This window comes from Sphingobacterium paramultivorum (assembly GCF_014109745.1).
GTDB classification, from domain to species: Bacteria; Bacteroidota; Bacteroidia; order Sphingobacteriales; family Sphingobacteriaceae; genus Sphingobacterium; species Sphingobacterium paramultivorum.
The window spans coordinates 3,301,115-3,324,310 of sequence record NZ_CP058555.1 but is presented as its reverse complement, the minus strand read 5'-3'; the positions used below and the strand labels follow the sequence as shown (position 1 = coordinate 3,324,310).

At 39.8% G+C, this 23,196-nt stretch carries 22 protein-coding genes; 13 read left to right on the top strand and 9 right to left on the bottom strand.

The window, feature by feature from the left end; genetic code table 11:
• Positions 1–4: 4 nt before the first annotated feature.
• Positions 5–1,075, top strand: a complete 1,071-nt coding sequence (locus HS960_RS14110; RefSeq protein WP_182329647.1) for a sensor histidine kinase — start codon at positions 5–7, stop codon at positions 1,073–1,075.
• A gap of 6 nt (positions 1,076–1,081) precedes the next feature.
• Entirely contained in the window at positions 1,082–1,795 is a 714-nt protein-coding gene (locus tag HS960_RS14105; RefSeq protein WP_159729422.1) for a LytR/AlgR family response regulator transcription factor, read from the top strand.
• Between the two features lie 38 nt (positions 1,796–1,833).
• On the opposite strand, the gene HS960_RS14100 is transcribed toward HS960_RS14105, so the two are convergent.
• Positions 1,834–2,295, bottom strand: a complete 462-nt coding sequence (locus HS960_RS14100) for a hypothetical protein (protein WP_153846662.1) — start codon at positions 2,293–2,295, stop codon at positions 1,834–1,836.
• A gap of 458 nt (positions 2,296–2,753) precedes the next feature.
• Between HS960_RS14100 and HS960_RS14095 the strand changes: the two genes are divergently transcribed.
• From HS960_RS14095 to HS960_RS14065, 7 genes are all read left to right on the top strand, one after another.
• The gene (locus HS960_RS14095; protein WP_159729418.1) at positions 2,754–3,035 is read left to right on the top strand and encodes a hypothetical protein; all 282 of its coding nucleotides are present in this window, start codon (positions 2,754–2,756) and stop codon (positions 3,033–3,035) included.
• A gap of 174 nt (positions 3,036–3,209) precedes the next feature.
• The gene (locus HS960_RS14090; protein ID WP_159729416.1) at positions 3,210–3,767 is read left to right on the top strand and encodes a hypothetical protein; all 558 of its coding nucleotides are present in this window, start codon (positions 3,210–3,212) and stop codon (positions 3,765–3,767) included.
• Positions 3,768–3,800: 33 nt separating this feature from the next.
• Complete coding sequence (locus HS960_RS14085; protein ID WP_153846666.1) at positions 3,801–4,274, top strand: hypothetical protein; 474 nt, start codon at positions 3,801–3,803, stop codon at positions 4,272–4,274.
• An 11-nt stretch (positions 4,275–4,285) separates the two neighbouring features.
• Positions 4,286–4,492 (top strand): hypothetical protein, encoded by a 207-nt coding sequence (locus HS960_RS14080; RefSeq protein ID WP_153846667.1) that lies wholly within the window; start codon positions 4,286–4,288, stop codon positions 4,490–4,492.
• Between the two features lie 100 nt (positions 4,493–4,592).
• A complete protein-coding gene (locus tag HS960_RS14075) occupies positions 4,593–5,225 on the top strand; it encodes a hypothetical protein (protein ID WP_153846668.1) in 633 nt (210 codons plus the stop codon).
• 6 nt (positions 5,226–5,231) lie between these two features.
• Positions 5,232–5,852, top strand: a complete 621-nt coding sequence (locus HS960_RS14070; protein ID WP_153846669.1) for a hypothetical protein — start codon at positions 5,232–5,234, stop codon at positions 5,850–5,852.
• Between the two features lie 770 nt (positions 5,853–6,622).
• On the top strand, positions 6,623–7,519 hold the full coding sequence (locus tag HS960_RS14065) for a hypothetical protein (RefSeq protein ID WP_153846670.1): 897 nt from the start codon (positions 6,623–6,625) through the stop codon (positions 7,517–7,519).
• Between the two features lie 13 nt (positions 7,520–7,532).
• Here the strand turns inward: HS960_RS14065 and HS960_RS14060 are convergent, their stop codons facing one another.
• Positions 7,533–8,255, bottom strand: coding sequence for a hypothetical protein (locus HS960_RS14060; protein WP_182329645.1), 723 nt, complete (start codon positions 8,253–8,255; stop codon positions 7,533–7,535).
• A 656-nt stretch (positions 8,256–8,911) separates the two neighbouring features.
• On the opposite strand from HS960_RS14060, the gene HS960_RS14055 reads away from it, so the two are divergent.
• The 4 genes from HS960_RS14055 to HS960_RS14040 all read left to right on the top strand — a co-directional run bounded on the left by HS960_RS14055 (position 8,912) and on the right by HS960_RS14040 (position 11,431).
• A complete protein-coding gene (locus tag HS960_RS14055; RefSeq protein WP_182329643.1) occupies positions 8,912–9,271 on the top strand; it encodes a hypothetical protein in 360 nt (119 codons plus the stop codon).
• Positions 9,272–9,673: 402 nt separating this feature from the next.
• The gene (locus tag HS960_RS14050) at positions 9,674–10,111 is read left to right on the top strand and encodes a DUF5958 family protein (RefSeq protein ID WP_182329641.1); all 438 of its coding nucleotides are present in this window, start codon (positions 9,674–9,676) and stop codon (positions 10,109–10,111) included.
• Positions 10,112–10,179: 68 nt separating this feature from the next.
• On the top strand, positions 10,180–10,956 hold the full coding sequence (locus tag HS960_RS14045) for a hypothetical protein (protein ID WP_182329639.1): 777 nt from the start codon (positions 10,180–10,182) through the stop codon (positions 10,954–10,956).
• A gap of 64 nt (positions 10,957–11,020) precedes the next feature.
• Positions 11,021–11,431: a hypothetical protein gene (locus HS960_RS14040; protein WP_182329637.1), complete on the top strand. Its 411-nt coding sequence runs from the start codon at positions 11,021–11,023 to the stop codon at positions 11,429–11,431.
• Between the two features lie 78 nt (positions 11,432–11,509).
• On the opposite strand, the gene HS960_RS14035 is transcribed toward HS960_RS14040, so the two are convergent.
• The 7 genes from HS960_RS14035 to HS960_RS14005 all read right to left on the bottom strand — a co-directional run bounded on the left by HS960_RS14035 (position 11,510) and on the right by HS960_RS14005 (position 23,124).
• Positions 11,510–12,544 carry a leucine-rich repeat domain-containing protein gene (locus tag HS960_RS14035; protein WP_182329635.1) on the bottom strand — a complete coding sequence of 345 codons (1,035 nt, stop codon included), beginning with the start codon at positions 12,542–12,544 and terminating at the stop codon, positions 11,510–11,512.
• Positions 12,545–12,760: 216 nt separating this feature from the next.
• A complete protein-coding gene (locus HS960_RS14030; protein ID WP_202883684.1) occupies positions 12,761–14,170 on the bottom strand; it encodes an alpha-L-fucosidase in 1,410 nt (469 codons plus the stop codon).
• Between the two features lie 5 nt (positions 14,171–14,175).
• Entirely contained in the window at positions 14,176–15,633 is a 1,458-nt protein-coding gene (locus HS960_RS14025) for a hypothetical protein (protein WP_182329633.1), read from the bottom strand.
• A gap of 273 nt (positions 15,634–15,906) precedes the next feature.
• Positions 15,907–16,260 carry an Ig-like domain-containing protein gene (locus HS960_RS14020; RefSeq protein ID WP_120336663.1) on the bottom strand — a complete coding sequence of 118 codons (354 nt, stop codon included), beginning with the start codon at positions 16,258–16,260 and terminating at the stop codon, positions 15,907–15,909.
• Positions 16,261–16,284: 24 nt separating this feature from the next.
• Positions 16,285–18,240 (bottom strand): RagB/SusD family nutrient uptake outer membrane protein, encoded by a 1,956-nt coding sequence (locus HS960_RS14015; RefSeq protein WP_182329631.1) that lies wholly within the window; start codon positions 18,238–18,240, stop codon positions 16,285–16,287.
• A gap of 11 nt (positions 18,241–18,251) precedes the next feature.
• A complete protein-coding gene (locus HS960_RS14010; RefSeq protein ID WP_182329629.1) occupies positions 18,252–21,779 on the bottom strand; it encodes a SusC/RagA family TonB-linked outer membrane protein in 3,528 nt (1,175 codons plus the stop codon).
• 151 nt (positions 21,780–21,930) lie between these two features.
• The gene (locus HS960_RS14005; RefSeq protein WP_182329627.1) at positions 21,931–23,124 is read right to left on the bottom strand and encodes a FecR family protein; all 1,194 of its coding nucleotides are present in this window, start codon (positions 23,122–23,124) and stop codon (positions 21,931–21,933) included.
• Positions 23,125–23,196: the final 72 nt, after the last annotated feature.

Genomic DNA, 23,196 nt, shown 5'->3' with positions numbered 1-23,196 from the left:
TATCATGAGAGCGAACATTGCAAAATTAAGCGTAAACCCCATACACTATCTAGGTCCGGCACTCTGGGGAATCGCTTCTTTCAATATTCTTCGTGTCGTGACAGATATAACCAAGAAAGATGAATTTTGGTCTGGCGGAATTAGGATCCATTCGGTTGGACTGCTTATCTCGGTGGTTTTTTGTTACGTCATAACACTGCTTTGGCGCCGGAGACTGGTGAGAATCTTTGCTGCAAAGCCCACCGTTAAACCAAATGTCGCAGTAGAGTATATCGTTGCTGTTGTACAAATCATGGGGATATTGAATCCAACGGTCTTCGTGTCCCAACGCCTGGGCTGGATCTATATGGGGGATGGTTATATTGATTACATCTTGGTTAATGCGATTTATGTTCCCTTGTTTCTGCTTTACTACATGTTTTTGCGGAACGAGCGCAGCGACAGGAATATGGCCGACAATCGCATCTATGTGGAGCAGATCAAAGCGGACAAGCTAAATACCGAATTGCAATTATTGAAAAGTCAGTATCATCCGCATTTTCTCTTTAATGCGCTTAATACGGTCTATTTTCAAATTGATGAATCAAATACATTGGCAAAAAAAAGTGTCGAACAGCTTTCGGAACTGTTACGTTATCAGATTTATACGGTGGATGAAAAGGTATCCATGGAGCAGGAACTTGCATATTTAAAATCTTATATTGCGTTTCAGCAGCAGCGGTTGACAGCAAGATTGACCGTGCGCACAGACATTGACGAGGATTGGACAGACATCAGCATCTTTCCTTTGCTTTTTCAGCCTTTAATAGAAAATGCCTTTAAATATGTGCGCGGGCAGTACAACATCGTAATCTGTCTCAAGCGTCGGCCTACCAACATATGCTTCAGCATTTCCAATAGTCTATCCGGGGCCGCGGCGGTTGAGGCGGCAATTCCCCGGGCTGAGGTAGCGGAGTCGGGGGCTGGACTTACCAATCTGAAAAAGAGATTGGCATTGCGCTATCCGCAGCGGCATACCTTGAATACGCATGCCGATACAACGCATTTTTTTGCTGAGTTAATACTAGATTTATAATTGTTTATGAGAGAGATCAGATGTGCTATAGTGGACGATGAACCGTTTGCGCGCAAAGGAATCGCATCCTACATCGAGAAAATAGATTTTTTAAAACTTGTTGCTGAATGCGAAGATGCGATCGAGTTGAGCCAATATCTGCGTTTGCATCCCCTTGATCTTATCTTTCTTGATATTGAGATGCCCGAGATATCGGGCTTGGATTACATAGCGAGCCTGAGCAATCCGCCCAAGATAATCGTCGTCTCAGCGTACGAAAAATATGCATTGCGGGGGTATGAGCTGGACGTTGTCGATTATCTGTTAAAACCGGTGCCCTTCGAACGCTTCTTTAAGGCGGCGAATCGGGCATTTGATGTGCTCAGCAGCGCTGCTCCATCTGCAGGTCTGTTGGCAACTTCTCCAGATGCGCATATTTTTCTGAAGGTGGACAAACAGTTAAAGAAGATTTTTCTGCACGATATCCTATTCGTGCAGAGTATGGGTAACTATGTGATCGTGCAGACGATAGATTCGCAGGAAGTGACCTATTGCAGCCTACAGCAGATGATGAGTACGCTGCCAGTCCACCAGTTTATCGCCTGCCATCGATCCTATCTTGTCAATAGGAATAGGATAGCAATCATAGAAGGGAATCAGTTACATGTGGGGGAATACAAAATTCCGATCGCCCGAAATTTAAGGGAGGACGTGATGACATCGATCTTAAATCGTAGTTGAGTAGATACTGCAGTTTGATGATTATATAGGGATTTATATCATTGTTGAGCCAAATGAACAGCTATGATTTCGTCGATATCATTAATAATACGATTAATTGGTTTTGTGAAATAGCTCTGGGCCAGCTGTACCTTTTTTTCTTTCCCATTTTCATCCTTATAACGCGCGATCAGGGCGACGTTGATCGTGATAAAGCCATATTGTTTAAGCTTGTGGATACTAAAACCCTGTAGGCTCTCCAGTGGAATGGTCACTTCTTTACCCAAAAGTCCCTTACGTGTACGGATCTCCCTATTGTCCATATCAATGATGAAATAGGCTCTAAGCAGGGAAATCATCAAGATAACGACAATACCCAGCATCCACCATTTAAATGAGGATTCAGGCATTTTAATGAAACCTACTAGGGCCATAATGGAAAATATACCAACCAAAGGAACATAGGTTCCTAACTGGGGTTTCATTTTGTATTCATTTCCGTTTCTTTCGAAATTTTTCATGTGTTTATCTCTAATTTAGCTATATTAATATTCCAATCTGCTGATGCGTTATCTGGTATGTTAAATAATCGATTTAGAGAATATCATTATTTGTTGCTGCATTGCGCTAGATCTTCATTAAATGATTGCATTTTTTTAAGTCTCCAAGTAAATAAAGTTATAAATTTGCTTTAGAAAAAAAAAGGCCATAAAAACCACTGCATTTTTTATTGAGAGGTATCATTAGCTGGGAAGAATGAATTCAGAAAAAAAATATGAAGGCATTTTATCGCATACTGCTGCGTAAGGTCATCAATGAAAACAAGTCGGATTCTTTTCTATTAAAGCCCTATAGAGGAACTTCCTTATAGGATCTGTCCGAACTATCAAAAAATAGTAATGAGTACGATGGACGGTTTATGGAAATAGCATGGATAAGAAAGTGCCGCAATTTATTTTAGACCAAGTCAATTTTAAATATGGATAAAAAGGAAACTGTGAATTATGATTCATTGCAGTATGTCAAATATTATGATTCATTGATTCGTCTGGAAGGATATAATCATAAAGTAGTTGTACCCTACGGTGGGATTGGGGTGCATAATCCACAAATGAATACCGTAGTTAGGTATGAGCCAGGTGATGGCGGTATACTTACCCCTGCCAGCCTGCTTCTCCATATAATTTTGATTATTTATTTCTTTGTTAAGATTGTGAAAAATATTTTTAAACTTAAAAATAAACCGAAATATGATGGATAAACTAGCTTTTTTGAATGATTGGGCTCAAATCATCCTCATATTTATATTTATTGTATATGTATGCTTAGAATTATTGATTTATATACGAAATACGCTGAAAAATAGGTAGTGGTGGAGTTATGGAAAGTCAGCACAATAAACATCGTAAGAAATAAACTTCCGTAACATAGCATTATGAAAATAATTCTACTTTTAAATATTGCCTTATTAGGTATTTTATCTTCATGTCAATCCGTTGAAAAATGCGAAGATTCAATATGTTTAAAAACAGCGATTAGAAAAACGGGGAATGATTATCTTGTAAGGTTGGAGTTCAAATCAAAAATGGATACAATATTAAAATTAGATCAGCGAATGTTTGCAACTGGCTGTCCTGATTATTGGGAAGACCCGACCGTATTTTATAAAACCAAGAATCCAGATGCATTAAAACATAACCAAATTATTATTGAAAATACAGATGATCAAATTAGGTTATTGTCAAGACAGTTTTATCCAGAAGGAAAGCAAGTACCGACTGTACTGCCAAACTGCGCATTTTTAGAGGAATTCAAATTGGAATTGAAAAAGGACAGTATTATTTCATATCGATTTACTGTAGGAAAGGACGATTTGAGAGTTTCGACCGCAGATAGGAAGGTGAAATTGCACCTATATCTAAAAAATAAGGGAAATGGAAGAATTATAACGTCAAGCAATTGGATCAAAATAAATTCTTATCGTTCTGAATAACTTGATAGCATATTATTTTTAAAAGGATTAAGCATGTTCAAATTTTATCAAACCATAGTGATTCTAATTTTATTGAGCGGTTTCTTTGCCTCTTGCGACTTCATCGCTGCTGGAAGTAATTTAATGGCCGAACGGTATGAATTTGATGTAACGCAGGATTCTCTTATTAAAAAGATAACAGCTTATAATAACATGACTCTCCAGGATTCATTATTTAAAATCGGCACGGACAGTCCTTATTTTTACGAAGGTTATGTTAATGATGAGAAAAATAATGATATCTACTGGGTATTAATTCCGGTTCCAACGGAATCTCCAACCGAATTATTGCTTCTTTCTGTAGAAAATAAACAATCGGGAGAAAGAAAACATGTTAATAACAAACCTGAAAATGAAGCGGAGATCCGTGATAGAAAAATCGCTATAGACAACTTTAAAAACAGGGTATTGGATAATCTGGGATTGCAGTACAAACATACCGGTAACGCGATGAACAAGGTTTACTAAATAAAGGTCTTATGAACAATGAAGAATTAATTTCGTCAACTATTCTTTGGAAAAAACATCCAGAAATTGGGTATTACTATTACAACGAAGAATACGACAAGCTGATTCTATTGCGGATGAATAATTTTCCTGAAGAGCCACTTTATACACTAATCAATGGGCTTGACATCACAGATCTGGAAGATAAACCGACTGGATGGAATTTGGAAAGGCATTAATCCAAGCATAATTATGGAAAGTTAGGACAATAAACATCGTAAGAAATAAACTTCCGTAACATAGCATTATGAAAATATGTTTAAAAATGGGCAATCTGAAATGAAAAAAACGAAACAGATTCTACATTGGTTGCTAGCCAGCATGATGAGTTGCCTGCTGCTTATATCAAGCTGCAATGGACCTGTTGTTGAAAATAAAAAGATAGACAGCGCATCTAGGACAGACAGTGCTTATATTAAAGTTATCTTTGAAGATGGACTTATCCAAGATGACAAGTTTAGCTTTTCAACTTTTCAACAAAATATATTTGATTACGATGCTGTTGCAAAGGTCCATGATAAACTATTAGATAGTGCCGAATGGAACAAGTTGTATAAAACGATAGTAAATAAATATCGAACCCAGGGAGATACCATTAATCGCGATGACAATAAAATGTATCCCTATGGAGACTATAAAATTTACCTGATTACTTCTAAAGACGATATCTTATTGATTAATAATGATAACGATATTTTTTATAAGAGCAAAAATGGCATCATCACGTTTCGGGATAAGGATTTTGGAGATAAAATCAGATCGCTGATTGACTATTACAATTATTTTGAGAAGATCGACCGGATCTATTTATCCGGAAATTCAGCATTTTTGGATAAACATAAATATGAGGCGATAAAAAATCCACCAAGTCCACCAAAAACTTATTATGAAGTCGATGTAAAATATAAATAGGAACGTATGGGATTGCGATTGTTACTTCTAGTTTGTGTATCAGCTTTTTTTTGTAGTTGTCATCCTGACGACAAGAAAACGGCTTCTATAGATCCTCGCCCTAATGAAGTTAGCTTTTCTAGAGAAGACGCAGAAACATTGCACAAATCCGCAAGCATTAGGACGTTTGTTTTAAGCGATAGTAGTGAATTTTTTTACGATCGAAATGATCTACTTTTTGTATACGGAAAAACAAAGGGGAATAGACTTTTTATGGGGCGCTTACTGTGGTTTAGAAACTATTTTAAGGAAAATATGGATACCGAGATAAGTTTCTCGCAATTTCTTAATGATCTTTTAACGAATCCGCAAGATGAAGCTTTTATAGCCGAAATAGTTGATAAATATAGGATTTTTAATCAAGATTTAGCAGTATTAAAATACGTTGACCAACCTATTTCAGAATCTATTGAACGATTTACGTACCATATCCGTGGATCGGTTATCTTGCGTTTGAAAGGTGAGTTTCAAAGTCCACTTGATACAAAATATTCTATTGCTTATCTATTTTATTTAAATGGTTTTTCACTTGACGAAGATGATTATGAGCCGAATAGTTTTTTTGTTCCGTTGAACAAAAATAATTAAATGAAAAGGTTATCCTTAAGGATGTGAATTTATGAATTCAATCTGATTTTTTAGAATAACCTACTGTAAAGCATGTTATTATTATATTAGGGACATTTGTTTAAAGTTGGTAAAAATAGACCCAAAGGAATAATATACGATCTGATGATTGATCAACAAGAGATATAAAAATGTACAAAAATATTTGGCTTGCTTTAGTTGAAATCGAAGCAAAAGACGGTTAAATATTTCATGATCTCCTTGATCATGAAGAAGAACTCGAAGAGCAGTATATAGGTGCTTGGGGAAATGTCTTGGTTAATTGCGAAAGGATAAATCAAGTGCCTGACATCATTGAAAAAGGGTTGAATGAAAAGGGAATGACGGTTTTGTTTATTGACAAAATCGAAAATATGGAATCGCTGATAAAAGCAGAGCAAGTTGTAAAACAGGTGATTGGTGAAGCTGATTGGCTTTTGAACTCCAATTATATATTTATGATAAGTGATAAGCTTTTTCCATATACTGAGCGCATATAAAAAGCGCTATCTAATCAATATCAAAAAATCAGATGCATGGATACTGATGATATATATAAGAATACTGTATTGGCACGCAAATAGATTTTAACATGAATACCTTTTCTCTAATGTTTCTAGTGAACAGATGACAGCTCTCGTAGGCGAGAAACAAATACGGCCTAACATAATTATGGAGATTTAGGACTATAAACATCGTATACAGTAGACTTCCATAACGAATTGAAATTTCATTTTAGCATGTATAGTATAATGAATCGTTTTTTACTTGTTTTTAGTGTATTTATGGGTACGTTGATCCTATCCTGTACCGGGAATAATGAAAAGCAATCAATAGAAAATATACAGGGAAGCTGGGGTTTCGATACGGCAACCCTGCCCGATATTGGTTCGGGAAGAGTGATTTCAAAAATCCGTGATAATTGTGGTTTTGAATTTCGTATGGATTCATGTAATATGAGCTGTGCATTTTATCGAAAAAGCGAGTCGAATGTTTGCGATGGTATGACGACAGGATTCCGTACCAATTTTGATATTAAAAAAGATTCTTTACGGATTTGGGATGTTGAACGAAAGAGCTGGCATATCTACCTGATAAAAAATCTGACAAAAGACAGCCTGATATTATTTGATCAAAATATGAACTATGATGTCGCATATTGCAGACCTTCGAGTTCAAAAAATAATAGTTTTGATGGAATATTTTTTTCTAAAGTATTTGTAGGTGTTGGGTACACATGTGTTGATGAATCATTTTATTTTGATAGACACGGCAATTACTATTATCAAAATAGTGAGGATGAACTTTCAGCTTATCGATTTAATCAGAAAATGGTCGATCGCATATTTGATGCATATGATCGTTTGGATGTCGGCTCTTTAAAGTCTGAATATATTGGCGGAGGCACAGGCCCATCTTTACACTATTCCATATCATTTATTAGAAACGGTACAGTAATCAAACGTGTAATAGATCATCAAAATACGGGCCCTGATGAGCTTTTGCAGGCTTACATAGTTATGATTAGTAACTTAAAGAAATATAAGGCAGAAAAAGTTAATGTCGATCACAAAATGTCGAAATTAGCTCGAGAAGAGAGCCAGATTTTCTATCAAAAGATGGGGTTAAAAAAGAGGGGATTAAAATAGTTGTTTTTTTTGACTAACTTTTCTTTAAAAATTTCGATCGGATCGCTGGCAGATAAGGCCAGGTTACAAAAATAGCCAGTACGACGGAGACTTTTAAAATGATGACTAAGGACTGAAGTAAGACTGACCCTCTGAAGTTAAAAATATCCAGGGGCATAAATAATTTTGGTTCAGCTCGTTCATTGAGCAGTATCTTGTAATTTTTGGCACCGATATATTCCTGCACTTGTTTTTGCAGCGCTAGATTATAAGTAGCAATATCGTTTTCGGTATTCCAGACGTCTCCCGAATATCGGATGACTGTTTTTGGTGCATATACCTGTTCTTCGCGAAGGTCGACGTTATATGCATAATGAATGGTGGCTGTAGAAGCTTTATCAGTGCGTTTGGCAGTCGGTAGCCATTCGATTTTATAATCGATAATTCTACCCTCTGTTTCTGTCCAGTTGGGGTGAAAAAAACGAAAGCTCTGATATTGAAAATTGGGTAAGCAGCTGTAGATCAATGCTCCGGTCAAAAATACAGGAAAAGAAAATATAACAAATCTTTTACTGAAAATTTTGCGGTCAAAAATAAATATATAGAGGAGTGGGGACAGGATTCCCGTAAAAATAATGACCGGAGCTTCACTAAAATACAGGACTATCAGATATACAAAAGGCAAAAGAAAGTGAAGAGCAAATTTTTCTGTCAATTTCTGTTTCTTATATGTATTGTTTCTCTTTCGATTGCTCATTAAATAAAGTAGGTGCTGTAGTGTTTTGCGTGCAAACTTACTAAATAACCCAAAAAACCCACAATGAATATTAGGGCGAGAAAACTAATTATGAAAAACCTATTTAAAATTATAGCGTGCCTAGTCATCCTCCTCCAGCTCGTACTTTTGGTCGAAAAAGGCAATGATTTGATAAACTATGATGGATATTTAGGACTTCCAAAAGGTTCCTACGGCTACCCCGTTCCATATCACAGTATAGTGTCAATATGCTGTCTAATCACATTATTTACTATAAATATGCTGATCTTAATCATTAAGAAGAAGAGTTTTTTTTATCATACCTCAATTGCGTTTACGACAATATATATGTTAATTATTGGATCTGATCTTTATTTGCATAGATACTCATATCCAGTCCTTTTTAAAGAAATCTTATGCGTTTCTTTAATAGCCTTGATTTTTACTTTATTGATCCCTAGATTTAACGATCTAAATGCAAAGTTAAATGTATATAAGCTAATCCTAATTCTAATGCTCACTTTTAGTATTTTGATGTTTTTGCTTTGGTTCCGAATTATAGGATAATATATAGCTATGATTATGGGGCTAGGTTTTATGATTCGGTGCCGAGACAGATGTAGTTTGGTTGACAGTTTATAAAAAGTAAGAAGGTTATGAAATTTAAAGTTCGATTTCCAGCTCCTTATCAAGTTATCGATGTATATGATGATAACCTTGATGTCAACATTATTTTAGAGAATGATGAGGTTTATTTTGGAACATTGTTTACGTTGACTAATATCGATAAACTGATGGAGAAAAATCGTGAAATTTATTTTTGGTCTACAGATATGCTTATTGTAAAAGAGCTCTCTTATCAGGGGATTCATGCAGCTCTCCAAGCTATATTAAATGAGGGCTATTTTAACTCAGTTTTCAGTAAGATAGGTGTGGTCAAGGATATTTATTCGCATTGGAAGTGGAAAGATTTTGCGGATGTAGTATCGGAGATAAAGGTGCAAATCATTGAATGAAACTAATGAAACAAGGCCCAATGCTGCTAGACGAGCTTTGGTTATTAAACCTATTCGGTGATTGAATTATCGGAGTGTGGCAAATTTAAATGGAAAAATAAATTTAGTTGCTTGTAGGAAGCAAAGGTATGATAAATAAAATATTACAGTTAGATTTTGTGCTGTCAAAATGGTTTGCAGGAAAGAGGAAGACAGAAAATGTAGTTCCCGGGCTAGCTTATTTATTCTTAAGTAAAGTAATCTATTTAGGGGAAGTATTTGTCTTTTTATTTTTAAAATTAGTAGGTGTTAATGAGCCTTAGCTGATAGACCAGATATGAAAAGAACGACATGTATACTATCGTTGTTGTCGCTAAAAAGAGAACCAAGTTCATGTGACTATTTATCCGTACTTATGTAAATATGAAATTAGAAGACCAAATTTTAGTTAATCGGTTTGGACAAGGTTTGATTGCAATTGATCAATTAACACCAGGTTTTAGATTACTTGAATTGATGACGAAAAAGAAATTTCTAAACGAACTTCTTTTTCTAATTATGCAGTCTAAACCGGAGGAAGGAGATATTGAACCCGCGATTATAAAAAGTGATTTAAAGTCCACTTTTACTCCCTGCGTGCTGCTTAAAAGAGGAGTTGCAAACCATAATTTAGAAAAAATTATAAATCTGCCGGAATATGAGTTAACAAAAGCATTTGTGCTGCTTTTAAATTTATTTAAAGTAGCTTATGAGAGAAGATTTATTGATGAAAAAGACAATCCTCACAAATGGTGGTATTGGGATTTGTCTGATCATGAAAAGCTTGAGAAGATAATGGTATCTGAAGGAAGGAGGGTATGAAGTTGGGCTCGAATAAATCAGCCGAGGGTTATGTCGGTTCAATTAAAATTGGGAAAATAATGAGATTTATGAGAGGAAGCGCATTTATTTGCATGGTCGTCGTAATTTTTACAGTTTCTTGTAATAGTACCCCTAAAGATCATGTTTTGGTTGAGGCCGTAACAGTCAATAGTGATATGTTTGGTGCTTCGGATTACGCTATTGAAATACGAGAAGACTCCTCATATCGGGTAATTGATTATTCCCTAGGTCTTGATTCTGTTACGTTGGAATTAATAGATCCTAAAGAAAATTCGCTATTGTTGGCGGAGAATACTGTTACGGGTAAAACTAGAATAGATGGAAATACTTTCTTCTTTAATCCTGGTTTTAAACAGGTTGATAAGGCTTTACTGAAAAATGGCTTTATGGATTTATATATTGGGGATAGTTTCTTCAGGAGACTACGGTTACAAATAGGGAACTCGTATAGTATAAATTATTTCGATCAAAAGAGGTTTCATGATTATGCAATTTTCAATGCTCCAAAGGATTCTGTTTTTGATAATAGTTATAATCTGAATCAAAGAGATTTAATTTTTATTGATTCTGTTCTAACGTCAATTTTGAAAAATAAAGAGGGTAATAATGCATTTTACAAACAATTGAAAGTTTATAGTAATTCGGATAGTGTACTTGTTGACGTAAATATCTTCTTAAAGAATAATAAATCTCTTAAGGATTTTTTTAGGTACTATCCTATAATTTCTTTTGATTCGCCCACATATGAAGGTACCTATGGGAAATTAGAAATTAATCTTTCAAAACGCACTTTCTCCGAATTAATAATGTCTGATGACTTTTGATTTTTAAAATTCAAGGCGAATAAACTGTCAGACTAACATTGCTATTAAATTAAACGACTGTAATATGGATTTCGAAGAAGTAAATATAATTTTGTTTTTTACCCTGAATGATATTTATCCTATCGCGACAGGTAGGGCGGGCATGCTAGCCTCAAATAATCCATATGTGTCATTTCCCTTTTTAAGATTCCGATTTAAGGAAAAAGATAAAAATGATGTTATATATAGCAAAATCAGGGATGCTGTAAAAGATTTTAAAGGGCTGTTGTCATGGGAAATGATAACCTTTGATGATGTGCCAAATTATTTAATTGTGCCTACTTATGTTTATAGTGAGGGAAGGCCAGCGAGCGGTGATTTAAATGAGCATTTAATAGCAAAATATGGAGAAAATTTATATCGAAAAATGATTGATCAAGCTATTGTTGATATTCCAAATTTAGCAAAGTCGATTAGAGATAAATTTCATGCTTAATAATTATATAGTGTATAATTTAGAATGAATAATTTCGAATGTTAGCCCAAAAATTATCTTTTGGGCTAACTATAAGATTTAATCATTCATCTCATCATAATAGACGTCTGTCTTGCTGAGGATCTGCTGTACCTGTTCGTACTGTTTTTTGCTAAGCCCTGTATCGTTCAAAAAGAAGAGACCGCTCCATTTTATTTTTTTGACAGAAGCCAAAAACGGCTCCCATTGCAGGGGATTATTTGTAAATGGTATAAACACCAGTTTGGGATTATTGTACAATGCGGCGGGGAAGCTTGTAAATTGATTGAAAGAAAAATTGGCCTTTTCTAGTTTTTTTAATGCAGCAATAGATTTTGGCAGTGTCGATAGCCCCGCATGTTCTATGCCGAGTTCTTTTAGTTCGGGCAACTGCTCAAATAGATCGGGCAGATCTGTCAGCTTAGTCTCACCTTTGTAATTGCCTGAAAGGTATAGGAAAGACAGCTTGTTCAAACTAAAAATTTCTTTTGGAAAAGTGCTGAACAGATTCCCGTTAAGCCCGAGCTGTTTTAAGTTTTTGAGTTGTGCAAAGGTTGAAGGCAAACCCGTCAAGGGATTATTGCAGTCAAATTCTTCCAACGCTGTCAGATTGGAAATACTTGCGGGAAGTACACTGAGATTATTTCTGCTTAACGCGATCTTTTTAAGTTTAGGATGGGCGGCTGTGATTTCAGGAAATGTGCTGATGTCTAGATTGCTAATTTCCAGTGACTCCATTTGATTGCCTTCGTCCATAATCTTTTGCAGGATTTCGCTGCTGAGCTTCTTTCCGGAGATGGAAGAACCCAGGGATAAGGTTTTTACCTGAGCAAGGTCTGTGCTTACTAATTCCTCCAGTTTCTCCAGATTGAGTTCTTGCCCATCCGTCTTTTTGATGCGCACCTGATCTGCCGCCCGCATGGGCATGGATATCATAACAGGCATGCTTTCCGAAGTACCTGCCTGTTCGATCACTTTTGGTGGCTCGGGGATAGGTTTCACCACTGGTGGCGGGCCCTGTTTTTTCTTTTTCTTTTGCGCCGAGACGCTTAACGTAAGTAAGGATAGACTGAATACGATAATATATTTTTTCATGTGTGTGCTTTGTCTTTTGTCGTTGAAACAAAGATGCACATTTTAAGACTGCTCTTTTCTGTGGATTTATATCCGATCGCTTTGGCTTACGATTCGTTGCACCTGGATGAATAATGGTTTGGGCTTCGTTGTGAATCGTAAAAGCTCCCTGATAATTTAATGATCAGGGAGCTTATTGTTAAAGGGAGTAAGACGATTTGTGAAATAGGCGCTGGGCTATTTCGCTTCGATCTTGTATACGTAAATCGGGATTTCTGGGTCTTTGACAGTGGGTAACGACAGCTGTAGGCCATCTCTTCCTTGTGTCCATTTCACCTTTGAGGAACTGCCGAGAAGCGTTAAACTTTTGATGTAGAGGCTGCTTTTTGCAAGTTCCGGGATGTCGATCGTGGCCGTTGAAGGACTACGCACAAAAAGATAAACACTTTTCCCTTTCTGCGTAAAGCGGTAGTCTGATACGATTTCTTTTGACGTTGCATCATTCACAGCATCTTTCATACTGGCTTTATCCTTTTTGGTTGCTTTATTGTCCGACGGCACGGTATGCAGCGCTTGTTTGACTCCGCTCCAGACCGTGGTGCCGTAAATCGCTTCACCATTGGTTTTCATCCAGCTTCCTATAGCATGTAGGTTTTCCTGGCTTTCGACTGGCCAGGTACCATCGCCTTTGGGGCCTACATTGAGCAGCAGGTTGCCCCCCTTGCTCACGACTTCAATAAGGTTGCGGACCAGCAGCTCAGGGCTTTTCCATTTTATGTCATGTCTATTGTAACCCCAATTTTCACTCATCGTGATGCAGGCTTCCCAGTTCTTCCGTGCAGTAGAAACCAGCGACTGCTCAACAACAGCATAATCGCCAAGCCCATTGCCTATCCGGCTGTTGATGATACAGTCGGGCTGAATGGAATGGATCAGATCTTTGATTTCCTGACTTTGTTTTTTGGTGATCAGCTCGGGAGTATCAAACCAGATAATACCGATAGGACCGTATTGTGTCAGCAATTCGCGCAGCTGCGGTTTGACCTTGTTTTCGACGTATTTGTTGAGGTCTTTGGCATCTTCGTCGGGATAATCCCAGGTATTGCTGCGCCCGGCTTTGACAGGCCAGTTGGTGGGTACATCGGGGTTCTCCCAGTCGCGGCCAAGGGAATAATAGAAGCAGAGCTTGAGACCATATTTCTTACAGGCTGCAGCAAGCTCCTTCATCGGATCTTTTGCCCAAGGGCTGCGCTTGACGATGTTATAGTCGCTGACGGCTGAGTTATACATCGCAAATCCATCATGGTGTTTGGCTGTGATCACCAGGTATTTCATGCCGGCATCGTGGGCCATCTGAGCCCAACGGTCGGCATCAAAGTCTGTTGGATTAAACTGATCGGCGATCTTTGCATAGGTCTTGACGGGTATGCGTTCGTAGAGCATAAAATGCTCGCCGCCTTTGGTGGGATGGCCATTCCAGTCGCCCGCAGTCTGGGAATAGAGCCCCCAGTGCAAAAACAGACCGAATTTACTGTCGGTAAACCAAGGAGCGGGCTGGCCCGACACTTTTAATGCCATGAAGGATAGTACCAGAGCCAGTAATCTACTTGTGTTTGTTAAAAATAATTTATGCATCGTATTTCCCAAGTTTTCTAACGGTTTTGTACTTTCATGGACGAAACCTTATCGTTAAAAGTCGAGAGATAGGTCGATGAAGAGGTGACGACAAGGCTATCGCCTGTAAAATTATTGCCGTTGTATAAAGTTACTTTAACATTGGCGCCAACTTTAATGGAAGAGATGCTATTGTCTGTCACGCCTTTTGCCAATAAATCTGAAGTAGTATACTGCCCTTTGCCAAAGCTTCCTTTCACACCGGCATAGGACGCATTGGAATAGGTATACACCGAATCTTGATTGGTTGTCATGAGATCATTGACATAGTTAAATTCGTAAACATTAGAAGTTGTGTAGCCATTTTGCAATAATAATTTTACCTTAAGTTCGTAAGGTGTATTGCCTTTGTAGTAAAGCTCATTCAGATCTATAGTTCCTTGGATGACTCCAGAGGAAACGGGGGCAAATTTCCAGGTAACTGCATTGTAATCTTTGTTGGCTCCTGTGCCTTCGTTGTTTACATTGGGATCCATATAAACCAATATCTCACTCACAGGCAAATTGGACGTATAATTTCCAGTAATAAAGATTTTTTGCTGGCTGTTGTCAATGGCAAATTGAGGTTGTACCGAATAAGTAGGTGCCTGATAAGGGCTAGCTGTCGTCACTGCAGGTTGAAAAACTTCATTTCTGTTGAGAATTGCTGCATCAGAGCCGGTTAGAAATGTAGGCTGTCCCTTGCTAAAACTCACATTGCCGCTTCCCATCAATGATGTACCCAATGTAGGTTCTTCACTGACATATTTAGCGCGGTTATGGGGCAAATTTAGTCCATGACCCAATTCATGTAGCATGCCGCCGAGATAGTTTGAGCTAGGGTTTGGAATTCCATTGACAGACATGGAGGAATTATCTACTGCAAAGCAGTATTTTCCATAGCCATAGAATGGTTGGCTGTTATCGCCATCTGTTCTTGCAGGCAACAGCACTAGATAGTGATTGTTGGATGAAAATTGGCTTGGATGGGCAGCTCTGTAGATATTGATCTCATTTATAATTTTACCAGCGGATACGGCCGAGCTGTAGGGGTAGTCCGCTTGAGCTCCTGAGGCCGGGATTTCAATGATGTTAACTAGGCCTGCAGAATCTTTTGCCAGGCCCAGATAGCTGCTATAACCATAGCGACCCATCTCATTATGCAGCCAGTCCTGGAAATGGACAAACAGCTGGGATAACCGTGTTTTATAGTTAGGCAACGCTGGATTGTCTGTGGGTACAAACATGATGATATTGAGATTTACTGGATTAGTCACAAAGGTAAGGTTGGAAAGTGTGGTGTCTATGGCACCATTCGATGACGCTTTTAAACGTTGAGTTTCTGCTGCATTTTGCTCTACCAATGGCTTTGAACAGGCGAAAAAAAGTGATAGGACCGCGGTGGACAATGCAAATCCTTTCATGATCTGCATCCATCTTTTTGTTTGTTTTGTCATAATTTTTGAAGTAAATAATTTATAATTGTTAATGTATATTGGTGGCTTATAATTACTCAAAATACAAGCCTATAGTAAGAAATAGGGTTTGTTTTACAGGGGTTTGCAATTAAGTAAACCGTTTCTATAAATTGAAAAATGGTAAAGCGAATAAATGTTATTTGGTCAGAAGAAGACTACCAGACGGGTTTGTCTGATAGTCTAAACTAAACACTAAACTAACAAATGGTCATCTCTTACCATTATTCTTTTGACTTGTTTATATGTCCGCTATTATTTGGTTACATTGACAATATACCAAACATGGAGTTCGCCAGATCGTATGGTGATGGTATCCTTACCGACGGTTAAACCGGTAACCAAGCCTGTATTGCTATATGTTGCGATTTCTGGATGTTTGCTGGTATAGGTCGCCTCAGTGACACTGCGGTTTCCCGGATTGACGGCTAGATTGATCTGAAGCGGCGTTCCGATTTTAACAGGAATCTGCATGAAACCTCCAGAAAGTACAGCTTCCCGAACAGTCAAGTTGTCTTTAATGGGCCCCAGGTCCTTTTTGCATGCGTTCAACCCCATAGTTACATATAGGAGGCTAATCGACAGGTAGATATATGCTTTAATTTTCATAATGTTATTTCTTTTTAATACGTATTATTTTGCACCCAGCCATCCCGGATTTTGAACGAGCTGATTACCATCTAAAGTGAGATCGTATAAAGGTAACGGCCAATAGTAGCGGTAGTCTGCCCATAAGGCGACACCATCAGCAATGTTGGCACTCCGCGGATAAGCGATGATAAATCCGTTATTATCTAAAAAGATGTCTTTATTGACTTCTTCTTTTAGGGCAATAACCGGTTTGGCAGTATGGGTACCGTCGTAGAGTTTACCTTTTTCTGCTGTAAATTTCATACCCCGTAACGGAACTGTCATCAGGTTGCCGGCTTTCCAACGCATCAAGTCTTCATATCGACGGTCTTCCAGGACCATCTCGATACGACGTTCCCTTCTTATTTCACGGATGATGGGGCTAACGGAATAATCAAGTTTTGCAGCATAAATCTCATCGAGCCTTGGATCGGCAGGGAGGTTGCCAAGCTCGAGTTTGCTGCTCGGATATTTTGCAAAGTCAAATCCCGCGCGTTGACGCAATAGATTGATTGTTCTATCTAGGTCGTTCTGCGTCAAAGTACCTAAAATGGCTTTTGCTTCTGCTAACATCAGCAATACCTCTCCATAGCGGAATTCAATAGCCGTTTGTTGTCCGTTTGTTGTCGCTTCGTTTTCGGTACGGTCACCCATCCAGTGCTTAATAGGTAAGTAGCCGGTTACGGTGGTACCACCACTGACATTATAAGATAGCCGAGGATATGTTATACCATTTTTTTCGAGGCTGGTCGTCCCATCTGTTCGATTAAACAAGGAACGATTTTCACCGGGATAATTAATGGTCTGTTTCAGACGTGGATCCCGGTTTTCGAGTTCGGACCAGAGGCCGTCGTAACCTTTGAAAAGTGGGTTGGCCGTATAGCTGCCAGCGGATCCTGACGTATAGATCGGTTTACCGTCAATACACAGATATTCATCGATCAGGCCCCGTGTTGCACCTCCAGCAGGTCTTCCGCCCGAAATACTGTTGTTCTGATCCCAATAACGCTGCGTTGCGTGACCGACAACAGTGCCATCATAAACGCGTGCTAAGATAGCCTCTTTATTGCCGTCGGAATTTGGATCTTTCTTGAATGTAAACAATTTCCAGTAAGGAGTTTCACCCGTAGCATACAATTGATAGCGACCTGAGGCGATGATTTTTTCGCAAGCATCCACAGCTGCCTCCAAAAAAGGTTTTGCTGTGCTTTGTAGAGACAACTCGTTATGGTAGGTCCTAAAGGAGCCTTCGAAAAGGCCAATTCTCGCTTTTAAAAACAAGGCCATATCCTGATTGATACGTCCGTCTGGACGGCCAGTAATGCCTGCAAGACCTGCAATAGCAAGATCGATTGTCTTCATTAAAGAATCAGCAACCACTGTTCGCTTATCCCGAGGTTTGTAAAGGTCCTTGCTGTCGATATTGAGGTCGCTTGAAAACCAGGGCACATCTCCAAAAAGCATAAGCTTGCGGTAGTAATCCATCGACTTAAAGAAATAGGCCTCGCCCACATATTTGTTCAGTCTGCTGATGTCATTGTTGACGGTGGGCAAAGCATTGCTGTAGTTTTTGAGGAAATAATTGACTGAGCGTAGGTTTTCCCAAGTCCAGTCGACCGACGTACCAGCATTTGGTGGAATAAAGGTGTTGTCCATCATACTGCTGATATTGCCGTAGCGGACCATATTGTCGGTCATAAAGTCGGATGCCAACAAATGGCTGCCGCCGACAACATTGGGGTTTACTTTAGCATCGGCCCAGCCTGAACCGTGTCCTAGAATATAGCGGTTATAGAGATTATTGAGGTATAATGTCAACTCCGTTTCGGTATGTAAGGAGTTGTCCTTCGATAGATCGGTCTCGGGACTTAGCTGTAAAAATTTATCGTTACAAGATTGTGTCAGCAATAAGGAGGATGCTGCGGCAATGACGATTAATCTGGATATATTTTTTTTCATAGTAGTATTAGTTAGAAAACAATTTGGGCACCAAAAGCAATTGATCTCTTTTGTGGATAGTCTGCAGATATCTGGTCGACGTCAAAAATTGTAGGTATTTTTGTGAGCTCAAAAATGTTGTAACCGGCAAGCGTGAAACGCAGGCGCTCCACACCAAATCGTTTGGTCATCTCCTGCGGTAGGGTATAGCCCAATACCGCCTGTTTAAGTCTCAGATAAGCGCCATTGATCAAGTATCTGTCCTGGACATTGACCGAAGAACCGTACATCGGAAATTCAGCATCTGTGCGGTCTGGTGTCCAAGATCTCTCATACATCCATTTTGAGCCTGCTCCACCGCCCCAGTAAGAAGATAGTCCGGCCCAGATATCACGTTTCAGCACACCTTGGAACAAAAAGTCGAGATCGAAATGTTTGTATTGGACATTTCCAGTGATACCAAATCGATAACGTGGTGTAGAGTTTCCAATAATGACCCGGTCGCCTGGATTTGCCAAGGTGTTCAGTCCGGCATCTATCTTTCCATCAGAAATTCCCTCCGGTCCGCCAAGATCCTGGTACCAGATATAACCTGGATATAACGTGCCCTGGTACGCTCCGTTGTAGATCCAGTTGCCATTGCTTGGATTGCGACCTGCGAAATCACTTTCCTGTAGTATACCACCGGTACGGTAACCCCATATTTCGCCGATCGTTTTACCATCATACATCACCTCCCTGCCCGAAGAGTTGGTGATCATCATGCTGGTGTTGGCAGCGTAATGCTGTACTTTGGTGAGGTAGTCGGATAGGTTGAGGCCTACACGGTAGCGGAGGTCCGCATTGATCGTTTGCTTCCAAAGGAAAGAAAGTTCAAATCCTTTGGTTTCGAGTATACCTGAGTTTTCCAGTGGCGCAGCGGTTCCCAAAGTGGTTGGAAACGAGGCACTGCCATCGGTCAGGATATCGGTGGTCTTTCTATTGTAATATTCAAATGTTACATCGAGCCTGTTTTTGAGAAATGTTCCATCAAAACCGACGTTCCATGTTCTTGCTTTCTCAAATGTAAGGTATGGGGATACGAGTCCCGGAGGATCGATATAGACTATTTGCTGCCCGTTGATTAAGTAAGGTGCTTTGCCGGTATTCATGGTTGCCTGATAGGGATAGATGGATGAAGGCTGATTTCCTAATTTCCCCCAGCTTCCACGCAGTTTGAGTTCGTTGAGCCAGCTCTTGGTTCCGGCCATAAAATTTTCCTGCGATATGCGCCAGCCGGCAGAAAAGGATGGAAAAGTGACAAATCGGTCTTTTTCCGTAAACTTTGCACTTCCATCATAGCGGAGATTGCTCTCAACAAAGTACTTTTCTGCAAAGTTGTAACTGACACGCCCAAATAGTGCTCGTCCCGCAAGTGTGTAAGCATTTCGGGAGACCGTATGCAGAGATGGGTCCTCAGCGGCATCAGGGTTTTGTATATCTGGCGAGATCAACTTTCTGAATGTGTTCGTGATCTGATTATATTTTGTCTGCTCCTGATTGTAGCCGACTACAGTAGCGAAATTATGTTTCTCTGCCCAGGTTTTCTTATAATCAGCATAGATGTTGACCAGATATTTGTTGGTGTTATTATTGTCAAAATACGCCCTGTTTTCAGCCGCTTCGGCCTGTTGAGAGGTATACTGCCAAGAGTCTACGACTTGGTTGAATTTGGGGCTGTATCGGCTCAAACTATAAGACTGGGGCTGATAACTGAGGTCTGCCTTTAATTTCAGCGCATTCGGTATCAAGGTAAATTCCGGTGAAATCAACAAGGATACTCTTCTGTCCATGGACTGGTTGTTTGCACCATAGCTCAGCCAGGCAAGAATATTGTCTGTATAGGTATTGGGGAGCGGATCATTGGGACCGGTTTGGATAGGCATATTGATGTTTTTGTTCGTCTCACCCATCATAGCCGACCAGATGCTGCCTTTGCCCCCAACGATATAGGGGCTATTGAAATTTGTTTGGTCGAAACCTATTTTTCCAAAAACGCTGAACCAGTTATTCACTTTGGCGTTGATATTCATCAGGGCGTTATAGCGTTTCAGTTTATCGGTATTGATCTTGTACATACCCGATTGATTCTGCATACCACCCGAAATATAATAGTTAATGGACTCGGCTCCACCACTGAGGTTGAGCGTATGTTTTTGCATCGGCGTCCATTTTTTGACGGCTTCCTCAAATGGGTTAACGTTAGCTACCCAAATAATGCTGTTCCCTTCCAGATACCATGCATTTTCGGGAGTGGGATTGTCCATGTACTTTTGGATCATCTCCAGCTTTTTTTCATCGGAAGTACCTGGTTTGCCGTTGGTCCATAATGTCCTGTCCATGCCTGATTTTTGGATCTCATACGCGTTAAGGATATCAGGTAGTCCAGAGGGCGTATCAAAGTTGGAGTCGAAGTTGTAGGCGATCTTGCCTTTCTGATTGAATTCACCCCGTTTGGTACGTACCAGTATTACCCCATAGGCTGCTTTTGTACCATAAATTGCGGCAGCAGATGCATCTTTGATAAAAGACATGTCCATGATATCATTTGGGTTGAGCTGATTCAAGGCACCGGTAGAACTCTCCACGCCGTCTATAATCACCAAAGGGTCTCCGTTTACGGATTCGAATACTCCTGTATTGCCATTGTAATTCATGGAGGTACCACCCCGTAAGTTAAACCCAGGTGTGCTGTTTGGCGAACCATTTCCGAAGGTGATGTTTAGATTGGGAACAAGACCCTGTAAAGCCTGCCCGATATTGGCTACCGGTCGATTTTCAAAGGCCTCTTTGCCAACATGTGAAATGGCTCCTGTTAAGTTGACTTTCTTTTGTGTGCCGAATCCGACAACAACTACTTCCTCCAATGCACTGTCATTCTCCTCCAATGCTATTGTCAAAGCACTGGCTGTTGCACTGTTAAACCGCACAGTCTGTGGTTTGAAGGAAAGGTGCGAAATGGTCAGCGTACCTTCCGCCTGAACTGTTTGCAGGGAAAAGTTTCCTTTACTATCGGAAGAGGTCCTGCTGTTGCCGCCGTTGATGCTGATCGTTGCGTTTTCGATGGGCTTGCCATCTTTTTTTGCTACCAATTGCCCTTTGATGGTAGATTGCTGTTGCAGCGTTTGGGGCATACTCTTTGGCGCACTTGGCAATACAATAATATGGTTTTTGTGCATTTCAAACTGCAGGGGCAACTCGTCTGAAAGCTTTTTGAGAACGTTTTCCAGTTTTTGGTTGGAAACGTCTACATTTACCTGCTTGAGATCATTAAAGAGACTTTCGTCATAAAAGAAATGATATCCGGTCTGTTTTTTGATTTCTGTAAAGACCGATTTTAGATTTCCTTTATTGATATGCAGGGTAACCTGTTGGGCTTCGGTTTTACCGTAGACACCATAGGTAAATAGTAAACCCAGGAAAAGGGTGGCTTTCACCTTTTTGGAAATGAGAGGTGCAAAGCTAGGTTCGGCCATTCGGTTCCCGAATAGGTAATCTTTGCATTTGATAAAGTAATTCATATTTTCAGTAATAGGGTTGGTTTTTTGTTTAATTCACATATAGATGTTATTCAAGCACTGCTGAATAGAGTAATAGCAATGTTTGTTGGAGTAGGTAAATATTTAAATCATCTTTGGTCCTCCTTTGGTTTTTAAAAATTGGTTTATCTTTTTAGTTTTTGTTCTTTACGGTAACGGTTTTTCTGTCAATTTCAAATTCAAGGCCGGCCCCGCGTTTAATGAGTTCTAAGGCTTCGGCGAGGCTTACACTTCGGCTCATGCTCCCGCCAAACTTTTTCTTACTGATCGGTCCTTTGTAGATAACCTGGATATCATACCAGCGTGCCAGCTGTTCCATGATGTCCTGAATCTGGTCGTGTTCGAAATAGAAATAGCCATGTTGCCAGGCGGTTTCCTTTTCAATATTTGCCTGAGAGACGCGCATGACGCTGCCGTCGAATTCGACTTTCTGTCCAGGTACGATTTGTTTGGTCGTATTATTTTTATTGGTCAGCTGGATACTTCCATTGATTAATGTGACATTGGAGGCCGTATTGCTGTAGGCCGTCAGATTAAAGGCGGTCCCCAGTACTTTAATATCACCGTGTGTCGTGCTGACGATGAAGGGACGATTTTTTTCGTGGGCCACTTCAAAGTAGGCCTCGCCCCGTAGTTCCACATTGCGGGTCGATTTACCAAAGTCCAAAGGATAGCTCAGCTCAGAAGCTGAATTGATCCACACTTTGGTGCCATCGGGCAGGACCATGCGATAGAAGCCCGATTCGGGTACTTTCAACGTGTTTTTTAGGCTTGCAAGTTCGACCTGTCCGCTATTTGGTTTGTAGTGCAGCTGGCCATCTACGATCTGAAGCTGTTCGCCATGCGTTTCCTCTATAGTCGTCTGCTCGTCAGAGAGCGCAATAGTTTTACCATTGGAGAGGGTAAGCGTGGCTTTCTGCCCGCCGGGTAATACATCGTTGTTATACCGATAGACTTGATCGGCGACAATTTGTTTGTCCTGAGGAGCAGAGTTTAGAAACCATGCGACACCTAAAAAGATGAGTAGGCTGGCAGCAAGACCTGCATAGATCTTTAGTCGGCGCATGCCGCGGGTATGTAATGGTCGTTTTGCTGGTTTGGCCGACGTATAGTTTAGTATCTTCGCTCTAGCCTGATCCAGGTCCAGTCTATCCCAGAACTCTGCATCGCTAGATCTGAGCCCCTGACTGGTATATCGTTCCCATTGTTCGCGTAGGGTCGGATCATCTTCAAAGATTTTTTGGAGAGCCTGCATATCTGCTTGACTCAATGTCCCGCTAAAGTGCTTGACTAAGAAATCTACGAGTATAAATTGGTGATCCATCATGTTGTTCAATTGGCTGTATAAAGAGAAGAGCCACGGGGGGCGCAAAAGGATGGAAGGAAAAAAAATAAAAAT